Below are 25,278 nucleotides of genomic sequence, written 5' to 3' on the forward strand. Positions count from 1 at the left end.
CGCAAATTATCGCAATATCACATAGTCATTCGGCTTGATCTCTACTGCGCGATGAATTATTCAGCGTTTCCTTAGATTTCATCATCACAAACTTTGCCAAGCACATGATGAGTGATTTTTGTACATTCCATCACCAAACAAACCCTCAAAACACCAGCACATGATCCACCAAATACCTTCCGCCTTGATGCACCAGCACCATTTCCGCAACAAATTCCCCCGGCACTTTCGTGAACGATTGTTTCCACACAATGGCTGCCGAGTCCGGGCGTCTGAAGACAGCAACCGGGACGCGGCTAGAAAAATAACCTTTTTCAGCTTGGTATTGCTGGCAGACGTGTTGAAAATACACCGGGGTAACGATGGCTTTCATCCGGCCAGTAAAATCCCGGACATGCCTGGCATAGTCGAGTTGGGTTGAGGCATCCATCAGGTTGTCCATAATCGGGTTGGCGATGTCCCATAGCTGTTGTTCGGTCATCTGGTCGAAGCGGATGAGAGTTGTCATTTCGATTCGCTTCCGGTTCCGGATTGTTGCTTGTACGCCTCATACGAAGTGCTGGTACTCGATAGGCAGCGACTGCGTTCCTGTTGATCCATCAGGCGATTACATTCATTCCGCTGCCACGCCTGCCCGGTATTGTAGAGTTGCTGGGTGGTGCAGCCGGTTCCGGCTAATAATAATGCTGCCATTGCGCTGCCAATAATCGAGATACGTGATTTCATTTGGTGCATTCGGATGTGACGACATTGATCATCCAACTGATACCAAAACGGTCGGTGAGCATGCCGAAACGCGGCGACCAGAATGTTTTGGCTAGCGGCATTTGCACCTGGCCGCCATCGGAGAGTGTGGTGAAAAAGCGATCCGCCTCGGCTTCGGTGGCAACCGTAATCGATAGCGAGAAGCCTTTGAATTGTTGACCTTCTTCGCAGCCATCCGAAGCCATCAGTACGTTGTCGCCGATGCGAAAGCTGGCGTGCATCACTTTGTTTTCAAACCCCGGCGGCAGCATGCCGGGTGGCGTGGGATCCGGGCTTTCGCTGAAGCGCATCAACATATCGATCTGCGCGCCGAGCGCAGTGCGATAGAATTCGAGCGCCTCTTCGCAGCGCCCGCCGAACATTAAGTAGGGTTGAATCAATGGATTTGGCATGAGAACTGACTCCTTATGCTAAACGTTACAAAGTTTTTAAATACTCAATAATCGCCAAAGCGCCTTGTTTGTCACCGGACCAGTTGAGGCGATAAGTTTTTTTGCCTTCCACGATGTCTTTGTCATGGCCTTTATTGCTCAAAGCCGGGATAGCGTTGGCCTGGAATGAGTAACCTTCATCTTGGCCGGTTGCTTGTTGAGGATCCCAAGAAAAGCCGAGAAACTTTTGGTCGTAATCCAAGCGGCTTTTGATAAAGCTGGCAGGACGCTCATCCGGTACTAATAAGTGATACATAGTCGGCACGGTGCCATTATGCAAATACGGCGCTTGCGCCCAGATGCCGCTTAACGGGAGGGCGTTGTAACCGTGGTGTTCGTCTTTGGGTGACATCAGCAAGTCTTTCTTGCCGATTAACGAAACGCCGTCAAATTCAGCGCAAGGTTTTATGGTTTCGCCGCCCAGATTGACTGTCGTATCCGGTGAGCAATTGTCATAAAGCGTTTTGCGGGCGGCATAGTTTAACAGTGCACCGACCACGTAAGCCCGTTTCATGCTGGTGCCCAGAGTGTCGTACACTTTGCCGTTTTTGGGTTGATGGCAATCGGCGCAGTGTTCGGCAAATAATGCCTGCCCTTGTTTGGCCAGTTTGATATCCACAGCAAAAGGATAGGGAGTAGCTGGTAAGCCATCCAACAATTCCTCGGTAAAGACAGCGTTACGCACATCGGTTTTTTCCAAACCCAAGGTCAACATGGCAATCAGGTTGCGGTATAAGGGCATGGGCACATTGCCGTTCCACTGGCCACCACCATTAATGAGTCTTTTGTGGCTTTCATCCCAACTGGCGCGGCGCTTGTCTTGTTCCCATACTGACATGAAATCAGTCATGCCCGGTTCCGGGGGTAAGCTGATACCGGCAAACCATTTCAGTATGGGGGTGCTGCGCAAACCAATATAACCATTGACAGCACTCAAACCGGTGGCGTCGGCCATGCCAGGAAAGCCTGCAACCATGGCGGATTCAAAACCCGCATAGTTTTTGGCGACCAATGCGCCGAAACCATCATATTCGGCTTCTGCCCGTTGCGCGAATTTCTGGATTGTTTGCGCAGCATTTTTCTTGAAGAGTGCGATCTGGGCGGCTTCGTAGTCAGCGTCAAAGTTTCTGCCGACCGATTGATAATTGTTATAAAAATAATTCGGATTTTGTTGATGCGCTGTATCCAATGCGCTCAGTAATTTTTGTGTTAGCAACTGGTATTTGTTGTCGCCGGTTTCACCCGCATAGGCTTTTTGTAGGGTTTGATACAGTCTGACGCGGAACTGCACAATGTTGAATGTGGCATTCGACCCGCCGTCCAGGTAATCGATTTGACCGTTTTCCAGCCGTACGCGGCCAATATGGCAAGCGCCGCAAGTGAAAGAAGCGTAGTCGATGTTGCCTTGCGCCTCAGCCCGGGATAATCCGCTAAAACCGATCCCGCGTGCAACCGGATAAGATTTCTGCCGCTCATCGATAAATAACCCCACGGCATCGAGAAAGTTTTCCTCGCTGCCCCAGAGTTCCGGCGCCAGCTTGGGTAATAGTTTCAACGCAATGTAGGGAATACCATCCACTTCGCTGAAAGCAAAATTGGAGAACCAATCATAAGCAGTCTGATGAGACTGAATATAGTCGGCTTTTTCCTGAGATTTTTTGGTTTGAGCCTGCAGCCAATTATCCGGTACTGCATTGACAAAAGCGGGGGGCGACGGTGCTTCTAGTGGATGAGAGTTGCAGGCGACAAGGGTGATGGCGAGCAAAGCGACGAGATAGACTTTCATGAACGTTCCTTATCCTGTTGTTTGGTAGTGATCATACCATTGCTATACAACGATCTTCTTAATGCGGATTGATTGTAGCATAGCTTTGATACACCTCATTGGGAGTGGATTAAGCGGCGCTTCGGATTTTATCCTGCGTTTATGTGTGTTACTGCACAGAACTGATTCACTGATGATTGTAATGTAACTTCTAGGTAAGTCTGTCGGACTTAAGGTCAATCTGCTGCGCCAATGGGATAACGGTTCATATTTACTCAATTTCTCGTTGTATAGATCGACTATGCACCTATAAATAGAGCAAATATGCACTCGCTCTTCCACTCGGCTCACTACGATTGCTTAAGTCCGACAGCCTCCTAGGCAGTGGAATAGGTAATTCATGCTCTGGCCGCAACTATTCGGTTGTGGCCGAACAGTTCTCAGGAGAGATTTCTGATTACAATTATTTTTAAAGGAAAAAACATGCAACGTAAAAAAATAGAATTTACTCAGTTAGCGGTTGTCATCGCATTGACCTTCTGCACAGTTGGCGTTTATGCGCAGAAAAGCCAAGGGCCAGCAGCCCCGATGAATAAAGATCAAGTAGACGGCCGGGCCGGTGAAGCCGAAGGCAAGGCCAAGGAAGCGACTGGTGTGATACTGGATGACAAAAATATGCAGACAGAAGGCAATGTACAAAAAAATGTCGGCAAAGCCCAGAAGGGTTATGGTGATCTGAAACAAGATATTGAACAAGGCAAATAACACGAGCAAAGCTGAATTGGGCAGGCGAATCGAGGTAGACTAACGAACTTTGTTTGTTGGAATCCGAGAGGGGTGATATGAGAGTGGCCGTGCTATGAAAATTAAAAATTTGATCGAAACCAAACTGCGATTACTACATCCAGAATTTCTGGAAGTGGTGAATGAAAGTGATAAGCACAATGTACCGGAAGGATCCGAATCCCATTTCAAGGTGACGATCGTTTCCGATGCGTTTCATGGAAAAATGCTTTTAGCGCGTCATCGAATGGTTAATGGAATCCTGGCTGATGAACTGGCGCAATCTATACATGCACTTGTTCTGCATACATTGACAATGGAAGAATGGTTTGAAAAGCATGGAACACGCAATGATTCACCGCCATGCCTGGGGGGTGCTAAATCCAAATAGCCCCGGAGTTAATCGATTGGCATCAATTACTCGAGTCTTCCATCTATTTACGGAGTAGTCAGATTAATCCACGAGTTGTTGAACTAAGTAAAGGAGAAGTCTAATGAACGAGAAATTTGACAAACCAGCGGTGCTGAACTGCCTCAGCAAGATCCTCGAACTAGAATTGGCTGGTGTGGTGCGTTACACCCACTATGCTTTCATGATCTATGGCTACAATCGTATTCCAATTGTCTCCTGGTTGCAGGAACAAGCCGACGAATCCTTGGGTCATGCGCGAGCAGCAGGCGAGATGATCACCTACTTGGGGGCGCATCCGTCCTTGGCAATTGGCCCTTTGCTGGAAACTCATCAACATGACATTGGCGACATACTGCGTGAATCTCTGGAGCATGAGCGTACAGCGCTGGCGGTGTACAAAGAATTGTTATCCCTGGTGGATGATAAGTTCGTGATGCTTGAAGAGTACGCGCGCCGGATGATTGCTGCGGAAGAGATGCATCAGGGGGATGTGGACAAAATGCTGCGACGGCCGGGTGCTGTGGAGGCTTTTTCAGAGACGAAGGCGGTTTAGCCGGTTTTTGCTTTTCTTTAGGACGGGTAGGATGAATCCCGAATACCCATTCATTCGGTGTGGTAGTTGAGAGATAGTGTAATAAAGCGAGGAGGCAATCATGATAGAGCAATGGCAAGTTCCCAGTGCAATTTTTAAAACGCGCGTGCGCGATGAATCGATAGGTGGCGATAATCCATTTCGCTGGCAGGATGTTACAACGGACGATATTTTCAAGAATAAGCAAATTGTGTTATTCGCGTTACCTGGCGCATATACCCCGACGTGTACTACTGCGCATTTACCCGGTTACGAGAAGCACTATGATGATTTCAAAACGCTGGGTATTGATGAAGTGATTTGCTTGTCGGTGAACGATGCATTTGTTATGTATCAATGGCGTAAGCATCTTGGGGTCGAGAAAATATTTATGCTGCCCGATGGCAATGCCGAGTTCACTCGCAAGATGGGAATGCTTGTAGACAAATCGAACTTAGGATTCGGCATGCGTTCCTGGCGCTATTCCATGGTTATTCAGGATAAGCAGATCGAGAAAATGTTCGTTGAGCCCGGTTTTGCAGACAATTGCCCTACGGATCCTTATGAGATTTCAGGCGCTGATTCTATGCTGAAGTACCTGAGGTCTCGATAAAGGGCGCTTCTAAAGGTTGCTGGCAAAGTGTGATTACGAATCGTGCTGGGAGGTATATGTCCCCAGTATCCTTTCGTATTGATCCTTAACAACCTCGTGACACTCACACGCGGCAGCCAGCAGACCCTTTCGATCAAGTAATTCTATAGTGCCGCGCGTATATCTGATCAATCCTTCGTCTTGAAGTTGTGCGGCCGCAGCGGATACACTTTCACGGCGCACACCTAGCACGATGGAGATGCGCTCGTGCGTCATATGAATGGTTGTTTTGTTTGCAGATGTCGCTAATAATCAGCAGAAATCGGCATAGCTGCTGTTCGATAGTATGCAGGCGATTACAGATCACATTCTGTATTTTGGAGGAGGCTTTTTCGATCGATGGCATAATGATTATCCAAATTATTCCGGCCTTGACCTGCATCGTCAATTCGTCTGGAAATCGTTGATCTTTTAAGAAAATCTTTTGATAGTCCAAATGCTAGCATAAATCTGTGTGATCGCTCAAAGTGCGATAGCGCACAGACGCTTCTTTTCTCGCCCCGTATCTTTTGCATAATTGCAACTCTTGTCTGTAGCTTTTTCTTTTAAGCAAGCTGCACTGAATGCAAATCGCTTCGTACATTACTTTACTGGAGAATACAACATGAACGATACCAACATGCAGGCGTGCATAGATGCGTGCAGTCACTGTCACCAAACCTGCTTGCATACCGCAATGACTCATTGTCTTGTGGTAGGCGGAAAACACGTCGAAGCAGGACATTTTCGCCTCATGATCGATTGCGTAGAAATCTGTCAGGTTTCAGCCAACTTAATGTTAAGTGGTTCGATCTTTCATCAGAAGGTTTGCGTTGCCTGTGCCGAGATTTGCGACGCTTGCGCCAAGAGTTGCGAACAGATCGGCGGCATGGAAGATTGCGTCAAGGCCTGCCGAGAATGTGCGGAGAGCTGCCGGAAAATGGCTGACACTAGGCCTTATTAGGTTGAATTGTGGAGTAAAATCCATCGATGACCTCCAGTTTCGGCATTGTATTTAGTCAAATCGATGGATTATCTACATCAGCTCCAATGGCCTGCAATGATCGTTACAATAATCGCCGTATGGCTGATTGCTTCCCAGGACAAGCGCAGGCGTAAATTCGGTTTCTGGTGTTCTTTGCTCAGTAACAGTCTCTGGCTAGTCTGGGGATGGCATGCCCATGCGCATGCACTCGTTGTTTTGCAGATCGCATTGGCATTTCTGAACATTCGAGGTGCGAGCAAGAATGAACCAGAATTGAACGTCAAGTCAGAGGCATAGCACTTTATAAGGATGTCACGCCGAACTTCCAACGCCGGCTAAGTGCCGAAGGAGAAATGTTGTATGCGTAGCGCTATCTGGTATTCCAGGTTTGCAAAGGCAGCGGCCCATTTTTGCGGCCGTCCGCGCGTGTTCACTTTGGCTGTTGCAGTCATTGTTGTCTGGGTCATCACAGGTCCCATGTTTGATTTCAGTGACACCTGGCAGTTGGTCATCAACACAGGGACTACGATAATCACGTTCTTGATGGTCTTCTTGATCCAGAATACACAGAATCGCGATACCGAGGCGATCCAGGTAAAGCTGGATGAGTTGATCCGTGCGACTCAGGGTGCGCACAACGCTTTGCTTGATCTGGAGGAGCTTGAAGAAGAAAACCTCGATGCTTTCAAAGCAAAGTACCAGGCACTTGCCGCTGGAGCACGTACTGATTTGGATCTGGGAAATCAAGATACGGGAACACCGGAACCATGAACTACAAACGGGCACAGTACTGAATTGCCGTCATCACCGGAGGAAATGGCTATGAATGAAATACTGGATGTGATTATCGTTGGAGCAGGTAGCGCAGGTTTGGCCGCGCTGCGGGAGGTAAGAAAATACACGCAACGCTTTGTGATTATTAATGATGGGCCTTGGGGTACTGTCTGTGCCCGGGTGGGTTGTATGCCATCCAAGACGCTGATCGAAGCGGGCAATGCCTTTCATCGTCGCAGTGCTTTTGAAGAATTCGGTATTCGCGGTGCCGATCAGCTCACGCTTGATATTCCCGCCGTGCTGCGGCGTGTGCGGCGGTTGCGCGATGATTTTGTTGCCAGTACAGTAAAAACGACAGAAGAATTGGGCGAAAGAGCCATTTCCGGGCGTGTGCGTCTGCTTGCGCCGGATAGATTGGAAGTCAATGGTGAGGAATTGCGTGCGCACAAAATTATTATTGCTACCGGATCGCGTCCGATTGTACCTGCACCCTGGAATTCATTGGGGAATCGGCTGCTCACGACGGATACTTTGTTTGAGCAGGAGACTCTGCCCGCACGCATGGCAGTCGTGGGAATGGGCCCCATTGGCGCTGAGATGGCACAGGCGCTTTCGCGGCTTGGTATTCAGGTGGTGGCATTTGGCGGTAGCCAAGCGATCGCTGGATTAACAGACCCTCAGGTGATTGCAGTGGCGACAGATCTGCTAGGGAGGGAATTTCCTCTGCATCTGGGTGAGAAAGCCGAGTTAAGCAGGCTGGGAGAAGGCGTGCAGGTACGTGCCGGAAAGATAGAAGTGGTGGTCGATTGTGTGCTTGCGGCGTTAGGGCGTCGTCCGAATATCGACAATCTGGGTCTCGAGGCACTGGGAGTCTCGCTCGATCAACACGGCATGCCGCCTATAAATCCAGGTACCATGCAAGTGGCCAATCTACCGGTATTCATGGCGGGTGACGCGAATGACCAAGTGCCGCTGCTGCATGAAGCTGCCGATGAAGGATACATTGCAGGGCTTAATGCCACGCGCCCTAATTCGATTTGTTTTACTCGCCGGACACCACTGGCCATTGTTTTTTCCGACCCGAACATCGCAGTCGTAGGCAGTCGCTTTCAGGCACTTGACCCTGCAAAGATTTTGGTTGGAGAAGTACATTTTGACCGCCAGGGGCGGGCACGTGCCGGGCAGCGGAACAAGGGTATTCAGCGTCTTTATGCCGACGCGGTAAGCGGCCGGTTATTGGGTGCGGAAATGTGCGCACCTGCTGGCGAGCATATGGCACATCTGCTGGCGTTAGCTATCGATCGCTCGCTCACAGTGCAGCAGTTGTTGCGTCTGCCGTTTTATCATCCGGTTTTGGAAGAAGGTTTACGCACGGCACTGCGTGCTCTGGCGGCGCAGCTTCCTGCCGTTAATGAATCCGATCTATCCATGTGCGGTGCTTTTAATGTGGAAGCGCTTGATTGATAGCTATCTTGTGAAGCGTGCGGTGATGGCATTTTTGCGATTAGTCAGGTCAGGGTAACAACGACAAATAGATTTCCCGGTAAGCCGCTGCGCTGGCATGCCAACTGAAATCTTTTGCCATACCGTTTTTCTGCAAGCGCTGCCAGACTTTTTTATTCTGATATGCGAGTGCTGCACGTTTTATCGTGCTCAGCAGATTGTCGGCGGTCATTGGGTAAAATAAAAAGCCGCTGGCACTTCCGTCGGCAAGCTTTGCCGGCGTGTAATCCACTACTGTATCTAACAGACCGCCGGTGGCATGGGCTATGGGTGGCGTGCCGTAATGCTGGCTATACATTTGATTCAAACCGCACGGTTCAAAGCGCGATGGCATCAGGAAACAATCTGCGCCTGCTTCAATCAAATGTGATAAGGCTTCATTAAAACCGATACGAACGGCTATTGCACCGGGATAAGCTTGAGTCAATGTGGATAATTGGTGTTCCAGTTCAGCATGATCGCTGCCGAGTACAACCAGTTGGGCGGGTATTTCTACCAGTTGGGATGCGATCTGTATCAGCAGATCAGTGCCTTTCTGATGATTCAAACGGCTGACTACGCCGAATAACGGGATATCGGCATCAACTGCTAACCCCATCTGCTGTTGTAAAGCGCTTTTATTCGCGGCTTTATCGGATAATTTCTTGCTGGTGTAGTTTTTCACCAAATGGGGATCTGTCGCAGTATCCCATTCCCGGGTATCGATGCCATTGATAATGCCGGTGAGATGGCGTCGGCGCGTTGCCAGTAATCCTTGCAGACCAAAACCCAACGGTTCGGTTTGAATTTCCTCAGCATAATTGGGACTGACTGTGGTGATATGGTCGGCATAATAGAGTCCTGCTTTGAGAAATGACATGTTGGTGTAATATTCAACACCGTTGACATCGAAACTCTCCAGAGGTAAGCCTAACTGGATGACACTGCCCGGTGGAAATATACCCTGAAATGCGAGGTTGTGGATCGTCATCAGCGTGGTTGCTTTTTTCCCGGCATGATAATGCAAATAAGCCGGCGTGAGGCCGCTTTGCCAATCATTACAATGCGCAATATGCGGGCGCCAGGCAATTGGGCTGGCGTCGCTGGATAGAATCGCGCCAATTTTCGACAGTAAGCCAAAACGTAATGCATTATCCGGCCAGTCGCGCCCAAGCGTATCCATATAAGGGCCGCCTTCGCGGTGATATAACCCCGGGCAGTCAATCACAAAGACTGGAATATTTTCGGACTTGCTCAGCGATAAGCGCGCCGAGAGCAGTGTGGCAGGCGGAAATTGCGGCAAGGTATTGAACTCAGCCACTTTGGATTTGTATTTAACACCGGCCAAAACTTTCGGGTAGCCCGGTAACAGAAGCCTTACATCGTTTTGCAGGGACCGCAGCGCCGCCGGCAGTGCCGCGCTGACATCGCCCAGGCCGCCGGTTTTGCACAAAGGAAAAACTTCAGAAGTAATAAACAGAACGCGGAGTTCTTGGGATGACAGCATGGAGGTATGTTTACTGATTTGCTTTGAAATAATTGATCAAGCCGTTAGTGGAAGCATCATGCGAAGCCACTGGGGCTTCTTGCTCCAATTCGGTCAGGATTTTTCCGGCCAGTTGTTTGCCCAGTTCCACGCCCCATTGGTCAAATGGATTGATGTTCCAGATCACGCTTTGCACAAAAACTTTATGCTCGTACAGTGCAATGAGCGCACCCAATGTTTTAGGGTCGAGTTTTTTGAACAAAATGGAAGTGGTCGGACGATTTCCGGGGAAAACTTTATGCGGCAATAGCTGTTCCAGAGACTCACCGCTTAACCCTTGTGATACCAATTCAGCACGCACTTCCTGTTCATTCTTACCAGCCATCAATGCCTCAGTCTGGGCAAAGAAATTGGCCAATAATATGCGGTGATGTTGCGCCAGCGGATGATGGCTTTGGCAAGGGGCCAGGAAATCAGCCGGAACAGTTTGTGTCCCTTGATGCAATAGCTGGTAAAAAGCATGTTGGCCGTTGGTTCCCGGTTCGCCCCAAACAATTGCTCCGGTCGCATAATCGACAGCTTCTCCATCACGGGTAATGCGCTTGCCATTACTCTCCATTTCCAATTGTTGTAAATAGGCGGGGAAACGGTGCATGGACTGATCGTACGGCAGCACTGCATGCGCTGACGTACCGAAAAAATTAATTTGCCAGATACCGATCAAACCCAGCATAACCGGGAGGTTTTCTGCGAACGGGGCTGTGGCAAAATGCTGATCCATTTCGTGGGCGCCCGCAAGCAACGAATAAAAATTGTCCATGCCGACAGCCAAAGCAATCGGTAAGCCAATTGCTGACCATAATGAATAGCGCCCGCCCACCCAAACCCAGAACTCAAACATGTTATCCGGATTAATGCCGAATTTCTCCACGGCGGAACGGTTAGTGGATACTGCGACAAAATGCAGCGCGATATCTTTTTCACTGCCACCATGAGCCAGAAACCATTGTCGCGCAGAATTTGCATTGGTGAGCGTTTCTTGCGTGGTGAATGTTTTCGAGGCAATCACAAACAATGTTGTGGCTGGATCAAGATGCCGCAACGTTTCGGTTAGCTGAGAGCCATCAATGTTTGAGACAAAATGTGGTGTGATGCCGTTTAATTGATAGGGTTTGAGCGCTTCGGTCACCATTACTGGGCCGAGATCCGAGCCGCCGATGCCAATATTAACGATATCGGTAAAAATTTTTCCGGTATAGCCTCTGTGCGCGCCACTGTGTATGGCGCCTGAAAAGCGCTCCATCTGTTTCAATACCCGCTTAATCTCAGGCATGATCGCTACGCCATCCACTTCAATGGGTTGTTCGCCACGTAGCGCAATATGCAGTGCGGCACGGTGTTCCGTTGAATTGATCTTCTCTCCCGAGAACATGCGCATAATCCAGTTGGGCAGTTGTTGTTGATGAGCCAGCGCCAGCAGTAAATCTATCGTTTCACGAGTGATTGACTGTTTCGAAGAATCGATCAGAATATCATTGAAAACGAGAGAAAATTTTTCAAAGCGCTGCGGATCTTTGTGAAATAACGCACGCAAATGTTGTCGTGCCATGACAGGTTGATGTGCTTGTAAGGCAAGCCAAGCAGGTGATTGAGTAAGAGATGACATAGGTTTGTTTTAATCGCTGAGGATCATGAATCTAAAGTGGGTAATCGCTGGATTAGTTTCTCATACCGCACGGCTAAAATTCCCTTGCATTGATTTCCAGTGTGATAACCAATTCTTGAGCCGTGATCGGCCATTCCAACAAGAGCGTAGTTGCCTGCATAATTTTCTCAAACCCGCTCTCGGATTGTGATACCGAGAAGTGCGGTTGTGCAATAAACGTCACAGGGGAAGAGGTTTTGAGTACGATGCTGCCGCCTAACGTATCATCGTCCAGTGTTATTTCAGTCAAACCTGCCAGTTCAAGCACTTGTCCGAAACCGCCCGGAATTTCTCCCCGGTAAATATAACGCCCGCCCATTCCATCGCAACTTGGCATAGCGAGATTAATTTCGGTACTGAACACTTGCGCCATTTTGGCGGTAAAACGATAGGCGACTTGTAGTTGATTATTGTCAAGCAGGATGTGTTTGTGAATCGGATACGCGGTGTTTTCGGATTGAAAGTGGTTACTTTCAAGTGCTGCTGCTTTGGATCGATAGGTGATAAACGTGCCATCCAGACGATCTACGAACAAACTTCTGGGGTGGTCGTCCGCTTCGATATCTGCTGCGCTAATCTCGTGCTTATAGCTGATTCTGTCATGCGCCGAAGCAATTCCCGAGGCAGCATGGTTGGATACCTGAAGCTCACCCGGTTGAATTTTTTGGTAATAGTGTTCGACCTGACAGCGCAGTGTATCGCCGAAGTTATGTTTCAGCCGGTAAGCATCCAACTCACAAATACTGGCAAAACTATCCAGTTTTACGACCGCTTGAAGTATGCCATTTTGGTGATAAGCTTCTTTTACACCATCCAGATCGGTATCTTCGGTATGAGAAATTGGACGTGGCATGAGGGCATCCAACAATGCTTCCAGCTCAACGAGCGCTCCGTACACAGCGCGTCGCAGATGCGGAAGATACAAACCGCCGAACAGGCCATGCCAATAGGCATCATTGGCTTGAGATTCATAGAGCTTTTGCTGCATCAGGTTCGTACGATGTTTTTCCGGCAATGCATCCAATCGCGTAGAAAGCCCTAACATGCGCTTGTGCATCCAGTTCGATTCAGGATAACGTGAAAAAAAGTTTTTCCAAATGCCACCGCGCAGGAATGCTTTTTTGTGTTCATACCAGCCACTTGCCTTGGCCTGTTGCACCAGATCTGCGTAGGTATTGGCAGATTGGGCAGGCAACGTCCATTCATTCATTTCAATATAGGATACTGTGGGTAGATAGACTATACCCCGTGTTTTTTCACCAGCATGATATTCGCTGTAGTGCCGGGTGCGGATTTTTGTTGATGCGAGCACGCCTTGGATAAATTGCTCAAGCCAGCCTTTTTCATAAACCCATTGATAGGTTTCCGGCCAGATACCAAATTTCTCAATGTCATCAAAATAAATTGCCGCGGCGCTGGAGTTTGGTAAATGATTATCTGCCAATGATTCCAGATAGGCGATCGTTTCCGCAACGGGGGAAAACGGAATTTTATAGCGTAGATTCTCAGAAATAGGGAACAAATCGAGTGTTCGTGTATCTTCCTCAGTGGTGAAAAAACCATTTAATTCCTCAGGTGCTCTGCCAGCACAGAGAAAATGGTAGTCATCGACAATCACATAACGGATTCCACAATCCGCGAGTGCCGGGACTACGGTTGATTCCCACACGCGTTCTGTCAGCCATGCGCCTTGCGGGCGTTGCCCTAGCTTTGCTGCCAGTTTGTTGGAGAAGGTTTGAATTTGTCCGATCCGGTCACGGTTTGGAATAACCGCCAGAACCGGTTCAGTATCACCCGCGCCGAACAACTCGACTTGTTTCCGCAGGACCATTTCATGCAGTAGCGCCATGTCTTCAGGATAATATTGCATCAGGTAATCGAGCAACCAACCAGAGAAATGGACTGCAAAACGAAAGTCCGGATAGCGGTAAAGTACTTGTAGAAAGGGTCTGTAACAACGCAAGTGTGCGTCGGTCAGCACACTGGGAAAATTGCCGACGGGTTGATGTGCGTGAACACCAAAAAGTAGCGATACAGGTTGTGACATTCAATTATTCCGGTAATTGTTTTAAAAACCTGGGCAACCGAAAACCTGATTGATTTTAATCACTGCGCGGTGCAGTTTGAAATCAATCGAGTGTTATTATGAAGATCGCCGCATGGCACCGCTTTCTTCCGTTTGCTCATTCCCTTTGCTAATGGGTTCAAGTATTGATGCAGGTGTTGGCAATTTAAGTAAAAGATAAAGATTAATCAGATTCTTTCTGAACAACTGATCGAAACTGGCCACCGAATGCGCTGGATTGTAATCACCGAACCACCAGAACCAATCCGAACTTTCACAAGATGCCAGTTGCCGGTTGGCTAGGATTTTTTCTTCATCAGTCAGCTGGCCGCTCTGCATCACCAGATCAAAACTATTTTTGGCCGCACAAAGCATGTCCCAGGCGCGATTCTTTTCCTTATCACCAATCCAGGTGGAAAATGTTCCATATACCCAGCTACCGGCAGCCAACGTCGGTAATGTCGTAAGGTTTTCAGTATTTTCAGCGCGGGCGGTATAGTCACGATAAGTTGTGGTGCGGATAAACGGGTGGTTGTCGAGTAAACTGTATAGATCGTCAAGAAAATAGAATCCATTATAAGGATAAGATTCCCAAGCATTTTCTCCATCCAGGATGATACTGACGACCGGGCTCTGCTCAGCCGGTGTGTTATGGTAAATGCGTTCCAAAGATTGTACAAAATTTTTCGCTGCATCACGTCCAAACCATTTGGAATATTCAAAACCAATCAAATCGGATAAATGATCATCACGAAAGAAACAAGAGACTTGTTCTGCCTCGCCGGCAATCCGGTAGGGGCGATATAAATAACTATTGCGATCCAGCAAGGATGTGCCTGGGTAAGCGGCACGTAGGCTATTCACTAGAACACCTTCCCCACTGGCACTCCAATGGCAATTCTGCTCTGCCAGAATTTTTAATAACGTGTCTGATATGGCACCTTCAGCAGGCCAGATACCGGAAGGCTTCTCGTTAAAACGCTGTGTGTGACTGGTAATTGCTGAGGACAGATGAAATGCGACGCGGCCGCGTCCGCCTGGATAAGAATCGTGTGCTGGTAAGGTGACATCGGGTTGACTGTCTCGGGCGGAAGAAAAATCTATCATCAGCGGGGCAAGCGGATGATAATGCGGCGTGGTGGATAATTCAATTTGACCCGATTCAGAGAGTTTGCGGTAGCGTGGAATCAAATTCTGGATCAGTTCACCGATCAGATTGAACAATTGCAGCCGATCCGCATGCGAGAATCCATCACTTTTTGCCATCAACTGCATCACGAATTGGTTATTCCGGCGCACACTTTCACCCATCCAGGCCAAGTGATACCACACCAGCAGATCGGCCAGATATTGCCCGGAGAAATAGGTTAATTCCCGCTCGCCGCGCTGACTCAGGGTGTTATAGAGCTCATGCAGGCGCTTATAGGCGGGATAAGGTTTCAGCATCGTTTCATGATTGCTGAGAAAGCAGCTATCGAACAAATATAGCCGATCCTGCATAGTGATGTGTTCGAGATCGGGTTCGGCCAACAGACGCAGCAGAGGACTACGTATCTTTCCTATGGAAAACTGTTCAGTGAAATCTTCCAATTGATCCAGAAGTACTGGGACAAAATTGATCACCGCTTTGGTTCCCGGATGCATCTCCAGGTGATAGGCCATATCGGTATAGTCCTTGATGGCATGCAGGTAAACCCACGGTAAAACGAATTCTTTGGTTACATAATCCCGGTAATCCGGTTGATGCATGTGCCATAACACAACAAGGTTTAATTGCTTCATGTAAAAATGGAAATACTTATAAAAATTTTTTGTAGTTAACGCACATGATGAACATTCTGCCCTAACATTTCCGGTGTAATCAATGTGATGCCTTTCTCAGTCACATAGAATCGTTTGCGATCTTCCTCTGCATCATATCCCGCTACCAGTCCTTCGGGGATGATACATTGCTTTTCCACGACGACCCGTCGTAGGCGGGCATATCGGCCTATTTCGACATTGGGCAGTATGACGGAATCTTCGACACTGCTATAGCTACGTACTTTTACATTAGAAAATAGCAAAGAACGGCGCACCGTCGCACCGCTGATAATGCAACCGCCTGACACGGATGAATCCAGTGCTTGACCACGGCGATCCTCATCATCAAAAACGAATTTGGCTGGTGGTAATTGTTCTTGATGCGTCCAAATCGGCCAATCTTCATCGTAGAGGTTGAGTTCAGGGGTCACCGTAGTCAGATCAAAATTAGCTTCCCAATAAGCGTCCACCGTTCCCACATCACGCCAGTAAGGTATTCCCGACGCCATATTCACGCAACTGTTTAAAAAACGGTGTGCAAATATGCGATGACGGGGCACCATATAGGGAATCAGGTCTTTACCAAAGTCATGCGACGACTCATTAATCTTACTGTCACGAATTAATTGTTCATAAAGGAATGCGGCATTAAAAACATAGATTCCCATACTTGCCAGTGCTTTTTGGGGTTGACCGGGGATCGGTGCTGGATTTTCCGGTTTTTCAGCAAAACTGGTCACCTGCCAGGCATCGTTCACACCCATGACACCAAAAGCACTGGCTTCTTGCAGTGGAATTTCAAGGCAGGCCACCGTCATGTCAGCCCCTTTTTCCAGATGTTCAGCCAATAATTTGCTGTAATCCATTTTGTAAATATGATCTCCACCCAGGATGAGGACATACTTTGGATCGTGGCGTAGCAGGATATCGAGATTTTGGAAAACCGCGTCGGCTGTCCCTTGATACCAGGTTTCTGTGGTTCTTTGCTGCGCGGGTAGCAGTTCGACAAATTCTTTAAAGCGTCCATCGAGAAAGCTCCAACCGTGCTGAATATGACGAATCAGGCTCTGTGACTTGTATTGCGTAACGACACCGATACGCCGGACACCCGAATTAACACAGTTGGAAAGCGGGAAATCAATGATGCGGAACTTCCCGCCGAAAGGAACTGCCGGTTTGGAGCGCCAATCCGTCAATTGGTGCAAACGGCTGCCTCGCCCGCCCGCCAATATCAATGCAAGCGTATTGTGCGTCGCACTGTTGTGGAAGCGTGTGCTGGTTGTGCACTCTGCTTGGGATTCGTTCGCATACACCCGTTCTTTATTATCCATAGCGATGTAACCCTCCCCGATTCATCTCAATATATAGTATCGCATTATGGCATTTTCTTATACCCAACTTTTATTTTAATTGTTAATCGCAGTATAAGTAGTATAAGGTGGCAGGCAAGCTATAATTCATTCTATACCCATTAACCAGTCTATCAAATGTGATCACCCTACATAAAACCAATGCATTGCAGAACGCACTGCTGAACGCACAACTCCACGATCCATTTGCGTATCTTGGATTGCACAAGGAGCTCGGCCAATCTTTAGTGCGCGTATTTCGTCCTTATGATGTGAATGTATGGATCAAGACAGCCATCGGGTTTGAGCCGATGCGACGAATTCATCCGCAGGGAGTTTTTGAATGGCGCGGGGAATCACCGCCTGACATGCCGTATCGATTGCGGGTCGAAGAAAAAGGGGCAACACATACCGTCTATGAAACGCATGATCCGTATGCTTTTCCACTGCAGATTTCCGATCATGATTTGTACCTGTTTAATGAAGGTAAGTTGCGGCAGGCCTACCGGATGCTTGGCGCGCAGCAGGCCAGGAATGCTGGTGTGGACGGCATGCGCTTTTCGGTATGGGCGCCCAACGCCGGACGTGTCAGCGTAGTCGGAAATTTCAATCGCTGGGACGGGCGCATTCATCCGATGGCGGTACACCACGCCAGCGGTGTCTGGGAGCTGTTTATTCCGGGACTGCTGCCGGATTCACTCTACAAATACGAGATCCGCAATCGCGATAGCGGGGAAATTGTTCTCAAGACGGACCCTTACGCCAATCGCTATGAACTGCGCCCCAATACGGCGGCACTGACACCAGCCAAGAGCGCCTATGATTGGGGCGATGCAACGTGGATAACGAATCGCAATCATTGGGATTGGCTGCATGCGCCGCTGAATATTCTTGAAATGCATGCCGGATCGTGGAAGCGGCATCCGGATGGCCGTTTTTATACCTACCGGGAGTTGGCGCAGCACCTGCTGCCTTATGTGCAGGAAATGGGCTATACCCATATCGAATTGATGCCTGTTTCAGAGCATCCGCTGGATGAGTCGTGGGGTTACCAGACCACCGGCTATTTTGCAGTTACCAGCCGCTACGGCTCACCCGATGATTTCCGGTTCTTCGTCGATGCCTGCCACCAGGCAAATATCGGAGTGATCCTTGATTGGGTGCCCGCGCATTTTCCGCAAGATGCCTTTGCACTGGCGCGCTTTGACGGCACGGCATTGTATGAGCATGAAGACCCGCGCCTTGGATTTCACCAGGATTGGGGCACTTATATCTTCAATTACGGCCGCAACGAGGTCAAATCATTCCTGATATCCAGCGCGCATTACTGGCTATCCGAATTTCATCTGGACGGCTTGCGTGTCGATGCAGTGGCTTCCATGCTGTATTTGGATTATTCGCGCAAGGAAGGCGAATGGCTGTCGAATAAATACGGCGGCAGGGAAAATCTGGAAGCGATCGATTTTCTGCGCGAGCTGAATATTATGGTGCACGAGGAGTTTCCGGGTGCGTTGACCCTGGCGGAGGAATCCACCGCTTGGCCGGCCGTGTCGCGGCCAACCTATGTTGGCGGGCTGGGGTTTTCGATGAAATGGAATATGGGCTGGATGCACGACACGCTGTCCTATATGCAACAAGATCCCGTCCACCGGCGCTATCACCACGATAAGCTGACCTTCAGCCAATTGTATGCGTATACGGAAAACTTTGTATTGCCGTTCTCACATGATGAAGTGGTGCATGGAAAAGGCTCTCTCTTCAACAAAATGCCCGGCGATGCCTGGCAAAAATTTGCCAATGTACGCCTATTGTTTGTCTTTCAGACGACTTGGCCGGGCAAAAAGCTCAATTTCATGGGCAATGAATTCGCCCAGAAAATGGAATGGCGCGTGAGCCATGAGCTGGATTGGCCCTTGCTGCAACAACAGCAGCACGCCGGCGTTCAGGCCGCACACCGTGATTTGAATCAGTGTTATAAAAACACCCCCGCCTTGCATCAGCTCGATTTTGCCGCCGAAGGTTTCGGCTGGATCGACTGCCAGGACGCCGACCAATCCGTCATCAGCTACCTGCGGCGTGCCAAAGACGGTACCTTTGTAGTGGTGATTCTTAACTTCACCCCGGTTCCGCGCAGTGCTTATCGTATCGGTGTTCCCGCCGGTGGTATTTACCGGGAAATCTTCAACAGCGATTCCACTTATTACGGTGGCAGCAACCTCGGCAATTTAGGCAATATTGCCAGCGTACCAATGCCCTGGATGGGATTTTCTGATTCGATTGCGATTACGTTGCCGCCGCTAGCGGGGGTTATTTTTTCTTTGCAGCAACCGTGAGCGTATGAATCCAGCCGGGAATGTAATCTGCTTATAAGTCGGGCATTGCAAATTACAAAAACAACGATGAGCGATATTTTTATAGGTTATTCGAGCAGCGACTCCGCCATCGCTGAGCGATTGGTGCAGCGATTCCAGGAAGAAGGCTGGCAAGTGTTCATCGACCGGCAAACGCTGGTGGGCCGGAAGTGGCACAAGGAAATCGAACGGGAATTGCATGCCGCGCGGGCAGTGGTGGTGCTGTGGTCGGCCGCATCGCGCGATAGCGATTTTGTGCTGGAAGAGGCGGAGTATGCCAAACGCAAAGACATTCTTTTTCCGGCTTTCATCGAGCGCGTGGAATGCCCGTATGGATTTGGTCGCATCCAGACAGCCGATCTGATGGGGTGGAATCATCAAATGGAACATGCTGGATTGGTTCAGTTATTGGCATCGCTGCGGGTGCGTTTGAATGGTATCGGTACTGAACCCCTGCATTCTGCTGCACTCATTCAACCTGTACTCAAACCCGGTCAAACCTTTCGCGACCCGCTGCAATCCGGCGGCGAAGGGCCGTTGCTGGCGGTAATTCCCGCAGGCCGTTTTGTGATGGGATCACCCCAGGATGAGCATGGAAGAACTGAGCGTGAAGGCCCACAACATGAAGTAATCATTGCGCAACCTTTTGCACTAGGCGTCTATGCCGTCACCTTCTCGGAATACGACCGCTTTTGCGAAGCAACCGGCAAAGAAACACCGAGTGATTACGGCTGGAGGCGGGAAAATCGTCCGGTTATCGGCGTTTCTTGGCATGATGCGCAAGCGTATTGCGGTTGGTTGAACAAGCAGACCGGCCAATTTTATCGTCTGCCGAGTGAAGCCGAATGGGAATACGCGTGCCGTGCCGGAACCAAGACACCGTTCTTTACCGGGGAGACGATAAATTCCGATCAAGCCAATTTTGGCGAGAAACATCAAAAAACGTTACCGGTCGGGTCGTTTGCGCCGAATATGTTCGGTTTATATGATATGCATGGCAACGTTTGGGAGTGGACACAGGATTGCTGGCACGAGAACTATCAAAACGCACCAGTCGATGGCTCGGCTTGGCTGGAAGCCAATGGCGGCAATTGCGATCGCCGGGTGGTTCGGGGCGGTTCGTGGTACTTCAATCCTAAGTTCTTGCGATCGGCTGACCGTGACGGGTACTTCACCGATGTAGCCCTCGACTTCCTCCGGGGTTTTCGTATTGCCAGGGTTTTTTGATCTTTGTTCTTTGTGCTTTGACCCTTTGCGGGGTGCAGGGGCGTAGCCCCTGCCGGTTTTTCGGTTTTGTAGGGTGGATAAGCGAAGCGCCATCCACCCATATCAAGTATTACTTGGTTATGGCACATTCTATTTAACGTACTCGTCACCCCATCCGATCGGTGGACGGCGTTTCACTTGTCCACCCTACAATTCTTTACTCTCGCTCATGCGCTTCGATACGATCAAACTTAAAATCTGCTGGCAGCTTTTCACGATATTTTCTTAAGGGCGCAAGAATCTCGGGAGTTTTATTTATCTCAAGGCTATGTGATCCCTGGATAACTGTCATTTCGAGCATAGCGAGAAATCTATATTGTTGATTCGGAAGATTCCTCACTGTGTTCGGAATGACAAAAATGGGTTGATCAGTTTCCTTAAAACCCTGTTTTTTATCAATTGAAAACTGTGCAGGTGGTTACTACTCATCTGCAAGCTCCTAGATGATGTTTGATGAGATCGGAGTAAAGATTACTCGCTATTCCGCCATTGGAAAAATCTTTATGGAAGAGGTGCGTTGTCGTGCGCACTCCGCATAAAGACCAATGCACCCTTGTCCGTGGATATCGAGCGGGATTCCGAACCGGTCGGCGCGAGTTGCCAGTCACCGGTTTGCAGCAAGGTGTCGCCTATGAACACATTGCCTTCGAGTAACAAGCATTCTTCATCGTGAGCGAGACATGGCGATTGTGCTGCCCAGGATGTATCCGCAGCAAGCCGTACCAGCGATGAGCGAGTTTGTCCGTCATCAAATAACGGCTTGCTGGCTACGCCGGGTGCGAGATTCGACCATTTGCCTTCATTTGCGCGGATGGTGATCAATTCATGGCCATCGCCGGGTAAAAAGGCGGTGAGCAGGTCGCGGGCAACTTCTGCGGTGTGGCCTACCGGTATTCCTCTTAGGTACAGCAAGGCGCCGGTCTCTGAGGAGATCTTTCCATGACGGCTGCCAGAACGCGCTAAATGGTAGTCGCCAGCACTTACCTTGAGCTCTCCGAGGCTGGCTGAGCCGCGCAGTACCACGCATTCTTCATCTTCATGGTGGCGGTGCATCGGGAGGCTGGCACCGGGTGCGATATCGAGGAGGAAGGCGCGGGTGTTTTTGTCCAGCGTTTTGGCGCGCACACCCGGGCGAATCTTGCGCCATTGCCCTTGATCGCTGCGCACGGTGATGCGCGGCGATTCTGCGGCCACGCTGGCATGAATGCGTTGAAAAAGCTGTGCGCGGATTTTTGAGCGTTGCTGTGCGCTGGGCTGTAATGGCTCCAATCCTTCCAGCAAAGCGGATTCAATTTTCTGTGCTTGTTCCGAATCTGCCGGATCTAAAGAATAGCGTTTTTTCATCATTCAAAGCCTTTGATTAAATCTTCGTCCAACGCATCGTGTAACTGCTTCAGTGCGCGGCGAATATGCGATTTGACCGTTCCCAGCGCCATCCCTGTCAATGCGGTAATTTCCTCATGCGTTAATCCGCGAAAGAAAGCCAGTGCCACCAATTGCCGCTGAACCGGTTCGAGTTGTTGGAGTGCCTGGTTCAATTGATGGTTCGTTTGTGTGGCGGAGAGCAGATCTTGCGGATCGCCGTCACAAGCCGGTTCATGCATTAACAGCAGCTCCGGTTCTTCACAAAGCTCGGCGCTGTCTTGCTTGCGCAAATAATCCAGCGCCCGGCTGCGCGTGATCGTTAGCAGCCATGCGATGACATTGCCGCGTTGCGCGTCGAAACGCGGTGCCTCGCGCCACACTTGCCAATACACATCCTCACTCACTTCTTCCGCTGCTTGCGGGCTGCGCGTGATGCGCAGTACCAATCCATAAACGCGCGCAAGGGTTGCTTCATACAGCTCCGCCAATGCTTGTTCGTCATGTCCGGCGATTGCGGTGATCCACAAATGCATTTGCGCATCTTTGGCATTGAAGTCATTGCAATTTGTATCGCTTGTTGCCACTGCTGATCAAACCCTAACCATTATGGATACCCTTATTCATTTCCTGTTCTGAAATATATCATCAGATGCGTTTGTGTATCATTTTTCCTCGATAAACAGAAAAAACTGTTACACCAAAAACTGTTGATAATAAGGCGTGGTAAACCGGCTGCGCGCGAGTTTCCTGGGAATACGCACATCGCCAGGTTGCAACCATTGGGTTTGGATCGGCGACGGATTTCCGCCTAAAGTTTCAATCGCCAGCCGGTTATATTCTTTCGCAAATTGCTGCCACAACGGTTCGTTGGGGTTGCAATAAATCGGGTCAAACGAGCAGGAAATTCCCGGGCCGCCTGAATAAATACCGTAGGGTTTCAGTTTTCTTTCGGGGCGATGCACGAAATAAGTGGCCCAACCGGTGGGTGCAAACCCGGTTCTTTGTTTAAAGGTTTGCGTGAATCGATACGATTCGGCGATGACTTGTTCTAGCCTGCCGATATCGTGCTCGTAGTACTGAAAATCCAGGCGGTTTTCCGTTTCGCCGGGGCGCCAGTACTCGTTGACAAAATCATGGCGCGAAAAAACGATTCCTTTCGGTTGCGGCAGGTTGCCGCCATCAAATCCCCGCTGAATCGCCAAGCGTTTAGCAATGCGATACTGTTCGCATTCGGGTTGCGAGCTCATTGGTGTTGCTTTGCCGGCGCCTGCCCGGTAACGTTGTTCTACAAAACAGACAAGTTGATGCAGGATGACAACGGCCAGCAGTGCGTCGCAACCTTTGCGCAAACGCAATAGGTCATTGGTTAGCGCCTCCGGGCTGTCATACACTTTCAAATCCACATCTGCCCTGCATAAGCTGGCCCGGCGCACTTCAATGACACATTCCACAACAATGCCGGATAAGCCGAAACTGCATTTGAATTCGTAAAAAGCGGCAGCATCCTGTTTGTCCGATAATGCTTGCAGGCTTCCGTTTTCATCGATATAGCGGATAGCCACGACATGACTGGAAAAGTAACCGGGTCCGTCCAAAGAAGATTCTTTGGTGTCTCCTACCGCGACTGAGCCGACAGTTGCTTCGCCAATTTCTGCCTGAAACGGTATTTCCCAGCCATGCTGCTGCAACCAAAGACTCAGTTTTTTCAGCCGGCATCCCGCTTGCACTCGGACCACATGTCTGCCTTGATCATCGGTTTCCAATCCCAGTATTGCATCCAGTGTGCGTGTGCAGAGTAATGTGCCACCGTCATTAACGACGGTTTCTGTGACCGATAGCATGGAACCTACTGGGCGCACGGGTGTAGGAAATTGCTCCGTATCCCTGACAATTGCTTGCACATCCGCGTAGCTGATTGGCTCCACATACACTGCGGGTTGCGTGCTAAGGCTTGAACCCCAGTTGCTGAATTTTCGTCCGTCATTGATAAAGATGCCGTGATACGGTTGTGCTGTTATTTCTTGCTGGTTAGTGTTCATTGATCGTTCCTCCTACCACTATCTTGTTAAGCGAGTGATTCATATTTCTTGATGATAGGCGCGACTGCCAGCAGGGGAGTTACTTTTGCCAGAGCGTCCCGGATATGTGGCGTGGCGAAATGTACATCAATTGCTGGTTCATCGACCCATTCTTCGATGAACAAGAACTCAGCGGAATGACCGCTATTTCTAACTAATTGATAACTTAAGCAGCCCGTTTCCAAGCGGGTCGGTGCAACGATTGCTTGCAGTATGGCTTGTACTTCAGCGATTTTGTCAGCGAGTGCGGTCACTTGGGCTACGACTTTGATGATTTTCTTTGACATCGAATTTCTCCATTCTTTCGGTTACAAAAATAATTCCAGAAAAATAAAACATGCGCTGCTATGAACCTATACGCAGGAAATATCAGTTTGGATGCAAGCTGTATTTTTATTCCACGCAGCGCATAGGTGTTGATTGAGATTGAAGAAAGCAGTTTATTTTTACAATTTCTTGCATCCAAATTTCAAGTCTCTGCGTATTAAGCAATGGAGAGATCGAGAGAAGCTATTTCTTTCAGGAAACTCCATGGATTTCCAGTATCAGCAATTGCTATCACTGGGTAAATTAACTTGAATTGAATTGATAGGAGACAAAATCATGGTTTTTGTACAATCGAAACATCACACAGCCGAATGGGTTAAATATCTCGCGATTGCTTTAATGTGTGCACTCGTTGCAATCGATGGCATAAGTTCTGCATTGGCTGATTCGGGTAAAGCACCGGCGCAACAAACGGAAATCAATGAAAACAATGACAGTGTTCCGCGTTTAGTAGTAGAAAGTGAGACTGTCGCGGCTAGGTTAGGCGGTTATCATGGAATTCTTGCGTTTTTGCATAACTTTGCGGTGCCAGCGTTACTTGCAGATAGCGAAATTGCATCATTCTTTGGTAATTTGACCCAAACTCCGGCGGAGATTGAGCAATGCTTGGCTATGATGCTGGACCATGATTTAGGCGGTTCGTCACGGCATAGCGGTGCAACACTCGAATCAGGCCATCGATGCCGCGGTTCTATGCCAAAAATCCACCAAGGACGAAATATTCCCGATGAAGTGATTACGAAATTTATAGGTATTGTTAGTCAGCAAGCCGAGCTTGCGGGTGTGAGTCAGTTTGATATCAAAGCAATTGCTAAGGTACTCGAACGCAGTCGTCCCGGTACTCGTAACAAGTAATTCACCGCTATCAATCTAACACCCCACTG

26 protein-coding genes are annotated in these 25,278 nt (G+C 49.1%); 11 read left to right on the forward strand and 15 right to left on the reverse strand.

Features of this window, described 5'->3' with window-relative positions; genetic code table 11:
- Positions 1-145 precede the first annotated feature (145 nt).
- The 4 genes from K2P83_RS05190 to K2P83_RS05205 are packed head-to-tail and all read right to left on the reverse strand — an operon-like array spanning position 146 to position 2,982.
- On the reverse strand, positions 146-508 hold the full coding sequence (locus K2P83_RS05190) for a hypothetical protein (protein WP_292926969.1): 363 nt from the start codon (positions 506-508) through the stop codon (positions 146-148).
- Entirely contained in the window at positions 505-726 is a 222-nt protein-coding gene (locus K2P83_RS05195) for a hypothetical protein (protein WP_292926971.1), read from the reverse strand. Before K2P83_RS05195 ends, K2P83_RS05190 begins: the two co-directional genes overlap by 4 nt.
- Complete coding sequence (locus K2P83_RS05200; protein ID WP_292926973.1) at positions 723-1,157, reverse strand: VOC family protein; 435 nt, start codon at positions 1,155-1,157, stop codon at positions 723-725. Before K2P83_RS05200 ends, K2P83_RS05195 begins: the two co-directional genes overlap by 4 nt.
- 25 nt (positions 1,158-1,182) lie before the next feature.
- The gene (locus K2P83_RS05205; RefSeq protein WP_292926975.1) at positions 1,183-2,982 is read right to left on the reverse strand and encodes a cytochrome C; all 1,800 of its coding nucleotides are present in this window, start codon (positions 2,980-2,982) and stop codon (positions 1,183-1,185) included.
- Positions 2,983-3,444: 462 nt separating this feature from the next.
- On the opposite strand from K2P83_RS05205, the gene K2P83_RS05210 reads away from it, so the two are divergent.
- The 4 genes from K2P83_RS05210 (at position 3,445) to K2P83_RS05225 (ending at position 5,340) form a co-directional block, all read left to right on the forward strand.
- Positions 3,445-3,726, forward strand: coding sequence for a CsbD family protein (locus tag K2P83_RS05210; protein ID WP_292926977.1), 282 nt, complete (start codon positions 3,445-3,447; stop codon positions 3,724-3,726).
- A 94-nt stretch (positions 3,727-3,820) separates the two neighbouring features.
- A complete protein-coding gene (locus K2P83_RS05215; protein ID WP_292926979.1) occupies positions 3,821-4,135 on the forward strand; it encodes a BolA/IbaG family iron-sulfur metabolism protein in 315 nt (104 codons plus the stop codon).
- A gap of 103 nt (positions 4,136-4,238) precedes the next feature.
- Positions 4,239-4,709 (forward strand): ferritin-like domain-containing protein, encoded by a 471-nt coding sequence (locus tag K2P83_RS05220; protein WP_292926981.1) that lies wholly within the window; start codon positions 4,239-4,241, stop codon positions 4,707-4,709.
- A 100-nt stretch (positions 4,710-4,809) separates the two neighbouring features.
- Entirely contained in the window at positions 4,810-5,340 is a 531-nt protein-coding gene (locus K2P83_RS05225; RefSeq protein WP_292926983.1) for a peroxiredoxin, read from the forward strand.
- Between the two features lie 33 nt (positions 5,341-5,373).
- On the opposite strand, the gene K2P83_RS05230 is transcribed toward K2P83_RS05225, so the two are convergent.
- Positions 5,374-5,595, reverse strand: a complete 222-nt coding sequence (locus K2P83_RS05230) for a helix-turn-helix domain-containing protein (RefSeq protein ID WP_292926985.1) — start codon at positions 5,593-5,595, stop codon at positions 5,374-5,376.
- Between the two features lie 388 nt (positions 5,596-5,983).
- Between K2P83_RS05230 and K2P83_RS05235 the strand changes: the two genes are divergently transcribed.
- From K2P83_RS05235 to K2P83_RS05250, 4 genes are all read left to right on the forward strand, one after another.
- Positions 5,984-6,322, forward strand: a complete 339-nt coding sequence (locus K2P83_RS05235; RefSeq protein ID WP_292926987.1) for a four-helix bundle copper-binding protein — start codon at positions 5,984-5,986, stop codon at positions 6,320-6,322.
- Positions 6,323-6,418: 96 nt separating this feature from the next.
- Positions 6,419-6,640: a hypothetical protein gene (locus K2P83_RS05240; RefSeq protein WP_292926989.1), complete on the forward strand. Its 222-nt coding sequence runs from the start codon at positions 6,419-6,421 to the stop codon at positions 6,638-6,640.
- Between the two features lie 63 nt (positions 6,641-6,703).
- Positions 6,704-7,114, forward strand: a complete 411-nt coding sequence (locus tag K2P83_RS05245; protein WP_292926991.1) for a low affinity iron permease family protein — start codon at positions 6,704-6,706, stop codon at positions 7,112-7,114.
- Positions 7,115-7,165: 51 nt separating this feature from the next.
- The gene (locus K2P83_RS05250) at positions 7,166-8,581 is read left to right on the forward strand and encodes a dihydrolipoyl dehydrogenase (protein ID WP_292926993.1); all 1,416 of its coding nucleotides are present in this window, start codon (positions 7,166-7,168) and stop codon (positions 8,579-8,581) included.
- 49 nt (positions 8,582-8,630) lie between these two features.
- Here K2P83_RS05250 and glgA read toward each other — a convergent pair whose 3' ends face one another.
- The 5 genes from glgA to glgC all read right to left on the reverse strand — a co-directional run bounded on the left by glgA (position 8,631) and on the right by glgC (position 16,989).
- Positions 8,631-10,106, reverse strand: coding sequence for a glycogen synthase GlgA (gene glgA / locus K2P83_RS05255; RefSeq protein ID WP_292926995.1), 1,476 nt, complete (start codon positions 10,104-10,106; stop codon positions 8,631-8,633).
- 10 nt (positions 10,107-10,116) lie between these two features.
- Complete coding sequence (gene pgi / locus K2P83_RS05260) at positions 10,117-11,751, reverse strand: glucose-6-phosphate isomerase (RefSeq protein WP_292926997.1); 1,635 nt, start codon at positions 11,749-11,751, stop codon at positions 10,117-10,119.
- A gap of 73 nt (positions 11,752-11,824) precedes the next feature.
- Positions 11,825-13,837 carry an alpha-amylase/4-alpha-glucanotransferase domain-containing protein gene (locus K2P83_RS05265; protein WP_292926999.1) on the reverse strand — a complete coding sequence of 671 codons (2,013 nt, stop codon included), beginning with the start codon at positions 13,835-13,837 and terminating at the stop codon, positions 11,825-11,827.
- 96 nt (positions 13,838-13,933) lie between these two features.
- A complete protein-coding gene (locus K2P83_RS05270; protein ID WP_292927001.1) occupies positions 13,934-15,637 on the reverse strand; it encodes a glycoside hydrolase family 57 protein in 1,704 nt (567 codons plus the stop codon).
- Positions 15,638-15,672: 35 nt separating this feature from the next.
- Positions 15,673-16,989 (reverse strand): glucose-1-phosphate adenylyltransferase, encoded by a 1,317-nt coding sequence (glgC, locus tag K2P83_RS05275; protein WP_292927003.1) that lies wholly within the window; start codon positions 16,987-16,989, stop codon positions 15,673-15,675.
- 158 nt (positions 16,990-17,147) lie between these two features.
- On the opposite strand from glgC, the gene glgB reads away from it, so the two are divergent.
- Positions 17,148-19,340, forward strand: a complete 2,193-nt coding sequence (gene glgB / locus K2P83_RS05280; RefSeq protein WP_292927005.1) for a 1,4-alpha-glucan branching protein GlgB — start codon at positions 17,148-17,150, stop codon at positions 19,338-19,340.
- A 66-nt stretch (positions 19,341-19,406) separates the two neighbouring features.
- Complete coding sequence (locus K2P83_RS05285) at positions 19,407-20,585, forward strand: SUMF1/EgtB/PvdO family nonheme iron enzyme (RefSeq protein WP_292927007.1); 1,179 nt, start codon at positions 19,407-19,409, stop codon at positions 20,583-20,585.
- Positions 20,586-20,781: 196 nt separating this feature from the next.
- On the opposite strand, the gene K2P83_RS05290 is transcribed toward K2P83_RS05285, so the two are convergent.
- From K2P83_RS05290 to K2P83_RS05310, 5 genes are all read right to left on the reverse strand, one after another.
- Entirely contained in the window at positions 20,782-20,916 is a 135-nt protein-coding gene (locus K2P83_RS05290; RefSeq protein WP_292927009.1) for a hypothetical protein, read from the reverse strand.
- Between the two features lie 209 nt (positions 20,917-21,125).
- Positions 21,126-21,968 (reverse strand): cupin domain-containing protein, encoded by an 843-nt coding sequence (locus K2P83_RS05295; RefSeq protein ID WP_292927011.1) that lies wholly within the window; start codon positions 21,966-21,968, stop codon positions 21,126-21,128.
- The gene (locus tag K2P83_RS05300) at positions 21,968-22,573 is read right to left on the reverse strand and encodes a sigma-70 family RNA polymerase sigma factor (protein ID WP_292927013.1); all 606 of its coding nucleotides are present in this window, start codon (positions 22,571-22,573) and stop codon (positions 21,968-21,970) included. The genes K2P83_RS05295 and K2P83_RS05300 overlap by 1 nt, the downstream gene beginning before the upstream one ends.
- A 108-nt stretch (positions 22,574-22,681) precedes the next feature.
- Positions 22,682-24,028, reverse strand: a complete 1,347-nt coding sequence (locus K2P83_RS05305) for an FAD-dependent oxidoreductase (RefSeq protein ID WP_292927015.1) — start codon at positions 24,026-24,028, stop codon at positions 22,682-22,684.
- Positions 24,029-24,054: 26 nt separating this feature from the next.
- Complete coding sequence (locus tag K2P83_RS05310) at positions 24,055-24,354, reverse strand: putative quinol monooxygenase (RefSeq protein WP_292927017.1); 300 nt, start codon at positions 24,352-24,354, stop codon at positions 24,055-24,057.
- Positions 24,355-24,670: 316 nt separating this feature from the next.
- Here K2P83_RS05310 and K2P83_RS05315 point away from each other — a divergent pair, with 316 nt between their 5' ends.
- A complete protein-coding gene (locus K2P83_RS05315; RefSeq protein WP_292927019.1) occupies positions 24,671-25,249 on the forward strand; it encodes a hypothetical protein in 579 nt (192 codons plus the stop codon).
- Positions 25,250-25,278 lie beyond the last annotated feature (29 nt).

It is taken from the genome of Nitrosomonas sp., assembly GCF_019752415.1.
Lineage (GTDB): Bacteria > Pseudomonadota > Gammaproteobacteria > Burkholderiales > Nitrosomonadaceae > Nitrosomonas.

Excerpts from the sequence above, each read along its gene's own strand:
- K2P83_RS05190 (WP_292926969.1), bottom strand. The coding sequence starts at position 508 with ATGACAACTCTCATCCGCTTCGACCAGATGACCGAACAACAGCTATGG.
- K2P83_RS05195 (WP_292926971.1), bottom strand. The coding sequence starts at position 726 with ATGAAATCACGTATCTCGATTATTGGCAGCGCAATGGCAGCATTATTA.
- K2P83_RS05200 (WP_292926973.1), bottom strand. The coding sequence starts at position 1,157 with ATGCCAAATCCATTGATTCAACCCTACTTAATGTTCGGCGGGCGCTGC.
- K2P83_RS05205 (WP_292926975.1), bottom strand. The coding sequence starts at position 2,982 with ATGAAAGTCTATCTCGTCGCTTTGCTCGCCATCACCCTTGTCGCCTGC.
- K2P83_RS05210 (WP_292926977.1), top strand. The coding sequence starts at position 3,445 with ATGCAACGTAAAAAAATAGAATTTACTCAGTTAGCGGTTGTCATCGCA.
- K2P83_RS05215 (WP_292926979.1), top strand. The coding sequence starts at position 3,821 with ATGAAAATTAAAAATTTGATCGAAACCAAACTGCGATTACTACATCCA.
- K2P83_RS05220 (WP_292926981.1), top strand. The coding sequence starts at position 4,239 with ATGAACGAGAAATTTGACAAACCAGCGGTGCTGAACTGCCTCAGCAAG.
- K2P83_RS05225 (WP_292926983.1), top strand. The coding sequence starts at position 4,810 with ATGATAGAGCAATGGCAAGTTCCCAGTGCAATTTTTAAAACGCGCGTG.
- K2P83_RS05230 (WP_292926985.1), bottom strand. The coding sequence starts at position 5,595 with ATGACGCACGAGCGCATCTCCATCGTGCTAGGTGTGCGCCGTGAAAGT.
- K2P83_RS05235 (WP_292926987.1), top strand. The coding sequence starts at position 5,984 with ATGAACGATACCAACATGCAGGCGTGCATAGATGCGTGCAGTCACTGT.
- K2P83_RS05240 (WP_292926989.1), top strand. The coding sequence starts at position 6,419 with ATGATCGTTACAATAATCGCCGTATGGCTGATTGCTTCCCAGGACAAG.
- K2P83_RS05245 (WP_292926991.1), top strand. The coding sequence starts at position 6,704 with ATGCGTAGCGCTATCTGGTATTCCAGGTTTGCAAAGGCAGCGGCCCAT.
- K2P83_RS05250 (WP_292926993.1), top strand. The coding sequence starts at position 7,166 with ATGAATGAAATACTGGATGTGATTATCGTTGGAGCAGGTAGCGCAGGT.
- glgA (WP_292926995.1), bottom strand. The coding sequence starts at position 10,106 with ATGCTGTCATCCCAAGAACTCCGCGTTCTGTTTATTACTTCTGAAGTT.
- pgi (WP_292926997.1), bottom strand. The coding sequence starts at position 11,751 with ATGTCATCTCTTACTCAATCACCTGCTTGGCTTGCCTTACAAGCACAT.
- K2P83_RS05265 (WP_292926999.1), bottom strand. The coding sequence starts at position 13,837 with ATGTCACAACCTGTATCGCTACTTTTTGGTGTTCACGCACATCAACCC.
- K2P83_RS05270 (WP_292927001.1), bottom strand. The coding sequence starts at position 15,637 with ATGAAGCAATTAAACCTTGTTGTGTTATGGCACATGCATCAACCGGAT.
- glgC (WP_292927003.1), bottom strand. The coding sequence starts at position 16,989 with ATGGATAATAAAGAACGGGTGTATGCGAACGAATCCCAAGCAGAGTGC.
- K2P83_RS05285 (WP_292927007.1), top strand. The coding sequence starts at position 19,407 with ATGAGCGATATTTTTATAGGTTATTCGAGCAGCGACTCCGCCATCGCT.
- K2P83_RS05290 (WP_292927009.1), bottom strand. The coding sequence starts at position 20,916 with ATGACAGTTATCCAGGGATCACATAGCCTTGAGATAAATAAAACTCCC.
- K2P83_RS05295 (WP_292927011.1), bottom strand. The coding sequence starts at position 21,968 with ATGAAAAAACGCTATTCTTTAGATCCGGCAGATTCGGAACAAGCACAG.
- K2P83_RS05305 (WP_292927015.1), bottom strand. The coding sequence starts at position 24,028 with ATGAACACTAACCAGCAAGAAATAACAGCACAACCGTATCACGGCATC.
- K2P83_RS05310 (WP_292927017.1), bottom strand. The coding sequence starts at position 24,354 with ATGTCAAAGAAAATCATCAAAGTCGTAGCCCAAGTGACCGCACTCGCT.
- K2P83_RS05315 (WP_292927019.1), top strand. The coding sequence starts at position 24,671 with ATGGTTTTTGTACAATCGAAACATCACACAGCCGAATGGGTTAAATAT.